General features: G+C 36.3%; 10 protein-coding genes. 6 read left to right on the top strand and 4 right to left on the bottom strand.

Annotated features, from left to right (window positions below; translation table 11 throughout):
* Positions 1 to 14 precede the first annotated feature (14 nt).
* The 3 genes from ACGH6R_RS01850 (at position 15) to ACGH6R_RS01840 (ending at position 2,520) form a co-directional block, all read left to right on the top strand.
* Positions 15 to 1,235 (top strand): MFS transporter, encoded by a 1,221-nt coding sequence (locus tag ACGH6R_RS01850; RefSeq protein WP_411598958.1) that lies wholly within the window; start codon positions 15 to 17, stop codon positions 1,233 to 1,235.
* A 269-nt stretch (positions 1,236 to 1,504) separates the two neighbouring features.
* Positions 1,505 to 1,768: a SemiSWEET family transporter gene (locus tag ACGH6R_RS01845; RefSeq protein ID WP_081299178.1), complete on the top strand. Its 264-nt coding sequence runs from the start codon at positions 1,505 to 1,507 to the stop codon at positions 1,766 to 1,768.
* A gap of 449 nt (positions 1,769 to 2,217) precedes the next feature.
* Positions 2,218 to 2,520: a DUF1161 domain-containing protein gene (locus ACGH6R_RS01840; protein WP_411598727.1), complete on the top strand. Its 303-nt coding sequence runs from the start codon at positions 2,218 to 2,220 to the stop codon at positions 2,518 to 2,520.
* A 155-nt stretch (positions 2,521 to 2,675) separates the two neighbouring features.
* Here the strand turns inward: ACGH6R_RS01840 and asnA are convergent, their stop codons facing one another.
* The 4 genes from asnA to lipB all read right to left on the bottom strand — a co-directional run bounded on the left by asnA (position 2,676) and on the right by lipB (position 6,209).
* Entirely contained in the window at positions 2,676 to 3,668 is a 993-nt protein-coding gene (asnA, locus tag ACGH6R_RS01835; RefSeq protein ID WP_411598726.1) for an aspartate--ammonia ligase, read from the bottom strand.
* Positions 3,669 to 3,910: 242 nt separating this feature from the next.
* On the bottom strand, positions 3,911 to 4,324 hold the full coding sequence (locus tag ACGH6R_RS01830) for a hypothetical protein (RefSeq protein ID WP_411598725.1): 414 nt from the start codon (positions 4,322 to 4,324) through the stop codon (positions 3,911 to 3,913).
* A 295-nt stretch (positions 4,325 to 4,619) separates the two neighbouring features.
* Positions 4,620 to 5,579 carry a lipoyl synthase gene (lipA, locus tag ACGH6R_RS01825; protein WP_267352536.1) on the bottom strand — a complete coding sequence of 320 codons (960 nt, stop codon included), beginning with the start codon at positions 5,577 to 5,579 and terminating at the stop codon, positions 4,620 to 4,622.
* A 9-nt stretch (positions 5,580 to 5,588) separates the two neighbouring features.
* Positions 5,589 to 6,209, bottom strand: coding sequence for a lipoyl(octanoyl) transferase LipB (gene lipB, locus ACGH6R_RS01820; protein WP_267352537.1), 621 nt, complete (start codon positions 6,207 to 6,209; stop codon positions 5,589 to 5,591).
* A 376-nt stretch (positions 6,210 to 6,585) separates the two neighbouring features.
* Between lipB and aceE the strand changes: the two genes are divergently transcribed.
* The 3 genes from aceE to lpdA are packed head-to-tail and all read left to right on the top strand — an operon-like array spanning position 6,586 to position 12,310.
* Positions 6,586 to 9,252, top strand: coding sequence for a pyruvate dehydrogenase (acetyl-transferring), homodimeric type (gene aceE, locus ACGH6R_RS01815; protein WP_267352538.1), 2,667 nt, complete (start codon positions 6,586 to 6,588; stop codon positions 9,250 to 9,252).
* A 12-nt stretch (positions 9,253 to 9,264) separates the two neighbouring features.
* On the top strand, positions 9,265 to 10,869 hold the full coding sequence (gene aceF, locus ACGH6R_RS01810; protein ID WP_411598724.1) for a pyruvate dehydrogenase complex dihydrolipoyllysine-residue acetyltransferase: 1,605 nt from the start codon (positions 9,265 to 9,267) through the stop codon (positions 10,867 to 10,869).
* A 16-nt stretch (positions 10,870 to 10,885) separates the two neighbouring features.
* Entirely contained in the window at positions 10,886 to 12,310 is a 1,425-nt protein-coding gene (gene lpdA, locus ACGH6R_RS01805) for a dihydrolipoyl dehydrogenase (protein ID WP_065559371.1), read from the top strand.
* Positions 12,311 to 12,333 lie beyond the last annotated feature (23 nt).

Genomic DNA, 12,333 nt, shown 5'->3' with positions numbered 1-12,333 from the left:
ATTATTTTTATGTTATGCAATATTCAACAAAACGCTCAATATCAACAAAAAAACTTTTATTTATTGCCGGTACAGGCTGGCTGTTTGATGCGATGGATGTCGGATTACTGTCGTTTATACTCGCCGCCTTAAAACAAGATTGGGGATTAAGTCCTGAACAACTTAGCTTAATTGGCAGTGTCAATTCTATCGGTATGGCGATAGGTGCTTTTCTGTTTGGGATCTATGCGGATAAAAAAGGACGTAAATCGGCATTTTTATTTACTTTATTAATGTTTAGTATTGCCAGCGGATTAAGTGCATTTGCTTGGGGACTAGCAAGTTTAGTTATTTTACGTTTTTTTATTGGTATGGGATTAGGCGGTGAATTACCGGTTGCTTCTACTTTAGTAAGCGAAAGTGTCGAGCCTGAACATCGGGGTCGAATTGTCGTATTACTTGAAAGTTTTTGGGCTGTCGGTTGGATTTTAGCTGCTCTAATCGCTTATTTTCTTATTCCTATTCCGGCAATAGGTTGGCGAGGAGCGATGATTATTTGCGCTATCCCTGCGTTTTATGCGCTTTACTTACGTTTTAACTTACCCGATTCATCGGCTTTTAATAGTTTGAATGCAAACTCTAAAAATGATTCGGTAATTAAAAAAGTTAATTCATTACTCACTTCAGAGTTTCGCCGTTCGACCATCATGTTATGGATAGTATGGTTTTGTGTGGTTTTTTCATATTATGGCATGTTTTTATGGTTACCTAGTGTCATGATGATAAAAGGATTTTCCATGATAAAAAGCTTTCAATATATTTTAATTATGACATTTGCTCAGTTACCGGGGTATTTTTCGGTTGCTTGGTTGATTGAGCGAGTAGGGCGTAAATGGGTGCTAATCACCTATTTATTAGGTACATTAATTAGTGCCTATTTATTTGGTGAGGCTAAATCTGTTAATCATTTACTCGTGTATGGTGCATTTTTATCATTTTTCAATTTAGGTGCTTGGGGTGCTATGTACGCTTATACTCCAGAGCAGTATCCTACCAATATTCGTGCAACAGGTTCAGGTATTGCTGCTTCGGTTGGACGTATAGGGGGAATATTAGGCCCTCTCATGGTTGGTTTTTTAATGGCTAAAGATATTCGTTTAAGTATGATTTTTGGGATATTTAGCTTATCTATTTTAATGGCAATAATGGCTATTGTCCTATTAGGTAAAGAAACAAAGCAAACACCATTAACCTAACTGTTTCCTAAAATGTGAGTTGTATAAATTCAGTGTTGACCTATACTAGTAAAGTCATCCGGTCGTTTCGTGTAATAAATAAATGATAAACATGAAGCGATAACACTGAATTTAACTTTAACGTTGATACCGTTGCTCAAATCTTTTCGTTCTTTATTAATCAATCTTTAGTCATGAATGAGTTTTATATCATTTAAACGTTTTCATTCAAAATGATGAGTATTGCAGTTATCAACATTATCGATTTAACTAATCATTAGGAGGTTATTTTGTATCTTTCAGCAAAAGCTTTCCATTATCTGGGTATTATTGCAACCATTGCTTCACTGGGTATGTACATTTCTTACATTCCACAAATCATTGATAATTTACAGGGTATGAAATCGAATCCTACTCAGCCATTAGCGGCAGCAATCAACTGTTCCTTATGGGTCAGTTATGGTCTTTTACGTGAAAAAAAGGATTGGCCTATTGCGATAGCGAATTCACCGGGGGTGATTTTTGGTCTTATCGCTTTTTTTACCGCCTTATAATTGTCAATGAAAGCGGAAGTATTTGCTTCTGCTCATTTATCTGAAGTCTTTTTTCGTCTATTTAATCCGTCTTAATTTAGCCTAATTTTAACAATTTAATACTTGATTTTTTCTTTAAAATAATATCATTTTTGAGGTCGTTTATTATTTAATCTGAATGATAAATTATTAATAATTAATAAGATAAAGAGTTATCAACAGGTTTGTTAAATACTTATCAAATAGTACAGTGCATAATTTTGATGTTACTCACAGCATCAATAATTATGTTTAAAAGTTACCGCCTATCCGATTATTCGTGTACCTATTTGAAAAGGGTATTTGAGTTTATTTGTCTTAAAATCTGCTATGATAAATGTATGGCAAAGTTAATCGTTATCATTTAATAAGTAATTATAACAATTTGATTTATTATATTTTAATTTCATAGAATATTATTAAGGAAAGAGATGAAAAAAGTAGTTTCTGTTTTGATGATATGTATGCCAACATTTGCGCTGGCATCAAATTGTGACGCTATTTGTGCCGATATTGCTGAAAAAATTGAAAATAATGGTGTAAAAACGTCTGACTATATATTAAAAATTTCACCCACCGATATTGCCGATCAAGCTGAAGGTAAAATTGTCGGATCCTGTGAAGCCGGACAGAAAAAAATTATTTATCTTCGGTTAAATCATGTCTCAGCGGAATTTTTAGATTTATCATCAGAACATCATTCAGGGGTCATTGAATGTACAAAAAGAAAGTGATTTAAAGCAAAGTACAGAAAATAAAATTGAATGAACAGCGTGAATAATTGAAGATGGATAAAGTTATGTTATTCGGTGATCTAAGCAGGTCATTTTTCTAATCAGAAGTGAGTAATATCTCTTCTACCATGAAAATAGAAGAGATAATCATTACATTATAATAAATTAGTGTAATTTTGATGAGTTACATCGTTCCAAACACTTGATTGTACTTGTCCAATATGTTTTTGTTGTAAAAGTAGCATCGCTAAACGAGATTGACCAATTCCACCCCCTATAGTTTGAAGTAGATCACCATCCACTAAAGCTTTATGCCACGCATATTGTAAACGATCTTCATCATTGGTTGCTTTTAATTGGCGTTTTAAAGCTTCTGGATTAACTCGAATTCCCATAGACGAAATTTCAAACGCACTATTTAAAATTGGATTCCAAACTAAAATATCGCCATTTAAACCTTTTGAACCCATTTCATTATCGCTACTCCAATCATCATAGTCGGGTGCACGTACATCGTGTTTTTCATTGTTAGACAAATCACCCCCTATACCGATCAGGAACACAGCACCAAGCTCTTTTGTGATGGCATTTTCACGTTCTTTAGGTGATAAATCAGGATAACGTTTTAATAATTGCTCACTATCGATAAATGTGATCGATTCGGGTAAAAATCGTGATAGATGATATTTATCGGATACTGCACTTTCAGTCGCTTTGATGGCGGCATAGATCTTTTCAACAGTTTGCTTTAAATACCCTAAATTACGATCTTCTGGTCGCATTACTTTTTCCCAATCCCATTGGTCAACATAAACAGAGTGAATAGGGGAGAGTTGATCTTCGTCGGGGCGTAATGCTTTCATATTCGTATACACACCTTCGCCGACAGGAAAATGATGCATACTTAATATTTTTCGTTTCCATTTTGCCAGTGAGTGAACGACTTCAAATTGTGATTGAGGAATAGCTTTAACTTTAACTTGAACGGCTTTTTCAGTTCCCGATAAATTGTCTTGTATCCCATCACCTACTTGACTTAATATGGGGGCTTGCACTTCAATAAGCGATAAGTTTTTTGCTAATTGTTCAGCAAAAAATTGTTTTACAAAACTGATACGTTGTTGTTGTTCTTTAAATGATATCGTCATGTTTACTCTTCAATTATTAGTTAATCCAGATAGCTAAATTAAACTAGAAAATAAAAATATGCAAGTTAGAACATATCGGCACTTTTTCAAAAATACTAAGCAAAATAGTTAACGAGTTTACTTTGGACTTTTCATCAATGATAGGAGCCGATATTAAATGTAAAAACTAAAAATTAAAACGCCTAATAAGACAATATATTAGGCAATATTTTAATAACACCAGAAAAAGATAAATGGGTTAATTATTGATTAATATAGGTGGTAATAATATTCGCTAAATTTGGTTTTTGCCATTTTGCGGTCAGCACAAAATTAGGCACTTTAAATGGATATCGTTTATTTTCAGTAGTTGTAAATTCAAATTTGCTGTTAATCCAACCTTTTTTGAAGGTCATATTTGAAATTGATGTCATCGGTATTTGGAGAACATTATAGGTAAAATCTCCTGTTACAGTTAAACCTATTAAAATAATTTCATTGGAATCAAAATAAATAAGGTAATTTTTAATATCTAAAACAGCTAATTCCTGATAAAGTGCAAATTTCCAAAATTTTGGGTTGATACAACCATAAATTACTGATGAGCTGTTAAACTTGGGTAATTCAAATTTTTCAAATAATGCGTTAATGTTTTCTAACTTTAAGCCTTCGTTCATGTTAATATTCCTTATGTATCGAGAATTTATTTTTAGTTTTTATTAAAAAAAATTATTTTTTAGTTTATATACTGTTTAATGTTAGTTCTAAGGATTTTCGTATTTTACTCTAATGAAATGTTTCATGATATTACAAAGTAGTGAAATAATTGTTTTATCTTCCGTTTTTCGTCATAGGTAATATTCTTTTTTTCAAAAAAATTTTGCAACGATTTTATAGCAGAAGTTTTAGATTCTGAATCTGTTTTAAAATCAGCTTCCATTTCTGCACAATATAACCCGTTTTTTAAATTTATTATTTCACTTCTTTACCCATAGCCTGTAAATCAGCATGATACGATGAACGGACAAAGGGGCCACATGCGGCATGAGTAAATCCCATATTTAAGGCAATTTGTTTTAGTTCATCAAATTCTGATGGTGATACATAACGCTCAACAGGAAGATGATATTTACTTGGTTGTAAATATTGCCCTAAGGTTAACATTGTCACACCATGACTACGCAAATCTTTTAAGACTTGAATAAGTTCTTCATTTGTTTCACCCAAACCAACCATTAAGCCCGATTTTGTTGGAATATCCGGATGTTTTTCTTTAAAGGCTTCTAATAACTTTAAAGAGCCTTCATAGCTAGCACCGGGGCGTATTTTTTTGTATAAACGAGGAATATTTTCAAGATTATGATTGAAAACATCGGGCGGGTTTTGACTTAAAACTTCGACAGCTTCATTTATGCAGCCTCGAAAGTCTGGTGTTAAGGTTTCGACTTTAATAGTCGGGCTTAAGGCGCGAATCTCTTTTGTACATGCTGCAAAATGACTTGCACCACCATCTTTTAAGTCGTCTCGGTCAACCGAGGTAATAACCACATAGCGCAATCTCATCTCTTGAATCGTTTTAGCAAGTTTAATGGGTTCTTCATGGTCTGGTGGTAATGGTCTACCGTGCGCAACATCACAAAATGGGCAACGGCGTGTACATATATCACCTAAAATCATAAAAGTAGCCGTTCCGTGATTAAAACATTCCGCTAAATTTGGACAAGACGCTTCTTCACAAACTGAATGTAAACCATGTTTACGCATAGTATTTTTTATATGGGCAATATTATCACTGTTAGCGGATAATTTAATTCTCATCCATTCAGGTTTTTTTAAGGGGGCAGAATCTTCCACCGTAATAGTTGGAATTAAACGTGTTTTATCTGCATCACGGTATTTTGAGCTTCGGATTATTGGTTCATCATTTTGCATAATTTTATCTTATTGATTTTGTAACTGGCTAATAAAGTTATCCGTTAATTGTTGTTTAATAACTTTGCGATCGATTGAAGAGACATATTCTTTTAATTGTGTCATTTGCAATCCAGCATAGCCACAAGGATTAATATAAGTAAAGGGAGTGAGATCCATATCAATATTTAAAGCAAGTCCATGCAATGTGCAACCACGTTGAATGTGCAAACCAAGTGAACAGATTTTTTTTGTATCAATATAGACGCCAGGTGCATCAGGTTTGGCATAGGCTATAATATCATAATTAGCTAAAGTTTGTATGATACTGTTTTCCAGATAACTGACCATATCACGAATGCCGAGTTTGGCTCTTTTTAAGTCAAACAAAATATACATAATTTGCTGACCGGGAGCATGGTAGGTGATTTGTCCACCTCGATCAGTTTGTACGACAGGAATATTGGTTTGTTTAAGTAAGTGTTCAGGTTTACCCACTTTACCTTGAGTAAAAACAGCATTATGTTCGACAAGCCAAATTTGATCTGGCGATTGATTATCACGACGTTGAGTATACTCATGCATAGCTTGATACGTTTGCATGTAAGGTTGTAGGTTCAAATCTTTGATAATGATGTCTTTCTTAGTCATGCTTGTTTTTTTCAATCTCTACGTTGCATTGCTTTAAAATTTACATTTATATATCAGATTTTACTATAGCTTGACAACCTATGCTTGAACAAGGTATAACCATATAAATAATTCTTTAGTTTTTCACTTCTTAAAAACTCTTTTATATCAATAGAATATGTGTTGAAAGTTATATTTATTGGAATAGTTGATTAATTTGATAGGAATTAACATTCTTTTCTAAACTCAGGTTTACTTTACTTTTTTTGTGAAAATGGCAGACTGATATTAGTAAAGCTCCATAGTGCAGAATTGAAGCTAATATATTTAGTTATGCTTTTGTGATAGCTAAGGATAGCAAAAACTGCATTTTTTTTAACAAAAAAGAGGTTTTTATATGTCGGACATGCAAATGAATGATATCGATCCATTTGAAACGCAAGATTGGCTTAAAAGTATCGAGTCAATTATCCGTGAAGAAGGTATCGAACGTGCTCAGTACATTATCGAACAAATAGTCAACAAAGCGAGAGATGGTGGTGTTCCACTACTTTTCGGTTCTTCAACAAGTAATTATATCAATACCATTCCAGTAGAAGAACAACCTGCTTATCCAGGGGACTGGGAGATTGAAAGGCGCATTCGTTCAATTGTTCGTTGGAATGCTATCATGATGGTATTACGAGCGTCTAAAAAGGATTTAGAGCTTGGCGGTCATATGGCTTCATTCCAATCGGCAGCCACTTTTTATGAAGTCTGTTTTAATCACTTCTTCCGCGCACGTAATGATAAAGATGGTGGGGATTTGGTTTATTTCCAAGGTCATATTTCACCGGGTATTTATTCTCGTGCTTTCATCGAAGGACGTTTGACTGAAGAACAATTAGATAACTTCCGTCAAGAAATTCATGGTAAAGGTTTACCGTCTTATCCACACCCTAAATTGTTACCAGAATTTTGGCAATTCCCTACCGTATCAATGGGATTAGGGCCGGTAAGTGCTATTTATCAAGCTCGCTTCTTAAAATATTTAAATCATCGTGGATTAAAAGATACCTCTGAACAAACCGTTTACGCTTTCTTAGGTGATGGTGAAATGGATGAGCCAGAATCTAAAGGTGCAATTACGGTGGCAACCCGTGAAAAACTGGATAATCTAGTATTTGTTGTCAACTGTAACTTACAAAGACTTGATGGCCCAGTAACAGGTAATGGTAAGATTATCAACGAACTTGAAGGGATTTTTGCTGGCGCAGGTTGGAATGTTATTAAAGTGCTTTGGGGTGATCGTTGGGATAAATTATTACAAAAAGATAAATCAGGTAAATTGATTCGTTTAATGAACGAAACCCTTGACGGTGACTATCAAACTTTCAAATCAAAAGATGGTGCTTATGTGCGTGAGCATTTCTTTGGTAAATATCCTGAAACGGCTGAATTAGTAAAAGACATGAGCGATGAAGAAATTTTCAGACTCAACCGTGGTGGTCAAGATCCAGAGAAGATGTTTGCTGCCTTTAGTCGTGCTAAAGAGACTAAAGATCGTCCTACAGTGATATTAGCACATACTATCAAAGGTTATGGTATGGGTGAAGCAGCTGAAGGTAAAAATATTGCTCACCAAGTGAAAAAAATGAATATGGACGGCGTTCGTCATGTTCGTGATTTCTTTAACATCCCGGTTAATGATGAATCACTTGAAAAATTACCTTACATTAAATTTGAAGAACATACACCAGAATATAAATATATTCATGAACGTCGCCAAGCATTACATGGTTATGTACCTTCACGATTAACTAAATTCTCAGGCACAGTATCAATTCCACCGTTAAGTGAATTTGCACCACTTCTTGAAGAGCAATCAAAAGAAATTTCGACCACTATTGCTTTTGTTCGTGCGCTTAACATCATGCTTAAAGATAAAGATCTTGCACCACGTTTAGTGCCAATTTTAGCAGATGAAGCAAGAACATTTGGTATGGAAGGTTTATTCCGTCAAATTGGTATTTATAATCCACACGGTCAACAATATACGCCACAAGACAAAGAACAAGTGGCTTATTATCGTGAAGACGAAAAAGGGCAAATTCTACAAGAAGGTATTAATGAATGTGGTGCAACCGCTTCATGGCTTGCAGCCGCAACATCTTACAGTACCAACGACTTGCCAATGATTCCATTTTATATTTACTACTCAATGTTTGGTTTCCAACGTATTGGTGACTTAATGTGGGCTGCTGGGGATCAACAAGCACGTGGATTTATGATTGGTGGGACTTCAGGACGAACAACGTTAAATGGTGAAGGTCTACAACACCAAGACGGTCACAGTCATATTCAATCTTTAACCATTCCTAACTGTATTTCATATGATCCAGCTTACGCTTATGAAGTAGCAGTAATTATGCAAGATGGCTTACGCCGTATGTATGGTGAGCAAGAAAATGTTTACTATTACATTACCACATTGAATGAAAACTATGCACAACCTGCAATGCCAGAAGGTGTTGAAGACGGTATTCGTCGTGGTATCTATAAACTTGATACGGTTAAAGGTAAAAAAGGTAGTCCAACTGTTCAATTATTAGGTTCAGGGGCAATTTTACGTCATGTTCGTGAAGCGGCAGAAATTTTGGCTAAAGATTACGGCATTGGATCCGATGTATATAGTGTTACTTCGTTCACTGAATTGGCTCGTGAAGGTCAAGATTGTGAGCGTTATAACATGTTACATCCAAGTGAAAAACCAAAAGTACCTTATGTAACACAAATTATGAATAATAACCCAGCCGTGGTTTCAACAGACTATATGAAACTGTTTGCTGAGCAAATCCGTGCCTTTGTACCTGCTGAAAGTTACAGAGTACTTGGTACTGATGGTTTTGGTCGCAGTGATAGCCGTGAAAACTTACGCCATCATTTTGAAGTGGATGCATCTTATGTTGTTGTTGCAGCATTAGGTGAGCTTGCTAAACGTGGTGATATTAAAGCCAGCGTTGTTGATGAAGCGATTAAAAAGTTTGAAATCAATGCTGACAAATTAAACCCACGTATTGCATAAGAGGTAACCAACATGAGTATTGAAATTAAATTACCTGACATTGGCAGTGATGAAGTCGAAGTCACCGAAATCCTTGTAAAAGTGGGAGATAAGGTAGAAGTCGATCAATCATTATTAACGGTTGAAGGCGATAAAGCCTCAATGGAAATCCCTGCGCCACAAGCAGGGATCGTAAAATCTATCTCAGTCAAAGTCGGCGATAAAGTTAAAACTGGTGTCGATATTATGGTATTTGATACCGAGAATGGTGCAGAATCTGCGCCAGCTCAAGCAGAGTCTGCCCCGAAAGTCGATGTTGCTCCAGCGGCTGCAACCGTAAGTCAAACAGTCGATGTTAATGTGCCAGATATTGGCGGTGACGAAGTCGAAGTGACCGAAATTTTAGTGAAAGTCGGTGATACTATATCGGTAGATGATTCACTTATTACTGTTGAAGGCGATAAAGCCTCAATGGAAATACCTGCCTCTATCGCAGGTGTGGTTAAAACGATAACAGTTAAAGTTGGCGATAAAGTGAAGACAGGTTCCAAAATTATGGAATTTGAAACGGCATCCAGCAGTGCGCCAGCTAACGCTGCAACTGCAACGCCAGCGCCGACAGCACCAGAAAAATCAGCTTCAGTTGCTGCACCGGTGAATAATGTTTCTACTCCTGCTGCAACGGCTTCTACAACGGCAAGTAATGATTTTGTTGAAAATGATGCATATGCACATGCAACACCTTCTGTTCGTCGTTTAGCGCGTGAATTTGGCGTGAATCTGGCTAAAGTATCACCAACAGGGCCTAAAAACCGAATCCTACGTGAAGACATTCAAGCTTACGTTAAAAATGCGGTTAAACAAGTTGAAAGTGGTGCAACAGGCGGAGCATTACCGGGATTATTACCATGGCCGAAAGTTGATTTTAGCAAATTTGGTGAAACTGAAACTTTACCATTAACTAAAATCCAAAAAGTGTCAGGTGCAAATTTACATCGTAACTGGGTCATGATTCCTCATGTTACTGAATTTGACGAAACCGATATTACGGATTTAGAAGCATTCCGTAAACAACAAAATGCCGAAGCAGAGAAGAAAAAACTTGATCTTAAGATCACGCCATTAGTGTTTATTATGAAAGCGGTGGCAAGTGCATTAACTGCTTATCCACGTTTTAATAGTTCATTATCGGAAGATGCGCAAACCTTGATTATCAAAAAATACATCAATATTGGTGTCGCAGTTGATACGCCAAACGGTTTAGTCGTACCGGTATTTAAAGATGTCAATAAAAAAGGCATCGTTGAGTTATCTCGTGAACTTGCCGAAATCTCGAAAAAAGCTCGTGAAGGTAAATTAACCGGTGCGGATATGCAGGGCGGATGTTTTACAATTTCAAGTTTAGGTGGTATTGGTACAACTTCATTTACCCCAATTGTGAATGCACCTGAAGTCGGTATTTTAGGGGTGTCACGCTCAAGTATGAAACCTGTATGGAATGGTAAAGAGTTTACGCCACGTTTAATGTTACCTTTATCTCTGTCATTTGATCATCGTGTGATTGATGGTGCAGACGGTGCACGCTTCTTAAGCCATATTGTTAACGTCTTATCTGACTTACGTCGATTAGTGATGTAGTTTAGGAGAATAAATTATGAGTCAAGAAGTTAAAACACAAGTGGTGGTTTTAGGTGCTGGTCCAGCAGGTTATTCTGCTGCGTTCCGTGCCGCCGATCTTGGATTAGACGTAACGTTAGTTGAACGCTATTCTACATTGGGTGGCGTATGCTTAAATGTGGGATGTATTCCTTCTAAAGCACTTTTGCATGTAGCTAAAGTCATGGACGAAGCCAAATCACTGACAGAACATGGAATTCATTTTGGTACACCTAAACTTGAACTGGATAAAGTTCGAGGTTGGAAAGAGAAGGTCATTAATCAGTTAACTAATGGATTAGCAGGTATGGCTAAAATGCGTAAAGTCAATGTTATTCAGGGCGAAGCGCAATTTACCGGTAGTCATACTATGGATGTGACTTCAGCAAAAGGTATTACTAAAATTACGTTTGATAATGCTATTATTGCAGCTGGGTCTCGACCAATTAAATTACCTTTTATTCCGCATGATGATCCTCGTATTTGGGATTCCACAGATGCGCTTGCTTTGACAACCATTCCTAAAAAATTATTATTAATGGGTGGGGGAATTATTGGGCTTGAAATGGGCACGGTTTATCATGCCTTAGGTTCAGAAGTCGATGTGGTTGAAATGTTTGATCAGGTCATTCCTGCTGCTGATAAAGATGTGATCAAAGTCTTTACTAAGCAAATTCAGGATAAATTCACCTTACGTCTTGAAACAAAAGTAACGACGGTTGAAGCAAAACATGATGCGATTTACGTCACTATGGAGAAAAAAGACGGAACCACTGAAACACACACTTATGATGCAGTATTAGTGGCAATTGGACGTTCGCCAAATGGAAAACTAATTAGTGCTGAAAAAGCAGGCGTGAACGTTACTGATCGTGGTTTTATTGAAGTCGATAAACAAATGCGCACCAATGTTCCACATATCTATGCTATAGGTGATATTGTTGGTCAGCCAATGCTTGCGCACAAGGGCGTTCACGAAGGACATGTGGCTGCTGAAGTGATTGCGGGCAAAAAACACTATTTTGATCCAAAAACGATTCCTTCTATTGCTTATACTGAGCCAGAGGTTGCTTGGGTTGGTTTAACCGAAAAAGAAGCGAAAGAAAAGGGTATCGATTATGAAGTGTCTATCTTCCCATGGGCAGCATCTGGGCGAGCTATCGCATCGGATTGTTCACAAGGGATGACTAAGCTGATCTTCAATAAAGCAGATAATCGCCTTTTAGGTGGCGCAGTCGTTGGTGCTAATGGCGGTGAATTGCTTGGAGAGATTACCCTTGCGGTTGAAATGGGGTGTGATGCCGAAGATATAGCCTTAACTATTCATGCGCATCCAACACTTCATGAATCAATTGGACTTGCTGCTGAAATTTATGAAGGAACGGTAACTGATTTACCGAATCCGAAAGCAGTAAAAAAATAGTTTATATTCAGTCATTCTATCTA

The organism is Gilliamella sp. CG13 (assembly GCF_046635805.1).
Classification (GTDB): Bacteria; Pseudomonadota; Gammaproteobacteria; order Enterobacterales; family Orbaceae; genus Gilliamella; species Gilliamella apicola_I.
The sequence above is the reverse complement of the archived record's forward strand: the minus strand, read 5'-3'. Positions and strand labels throughout refer to the sequence as shown.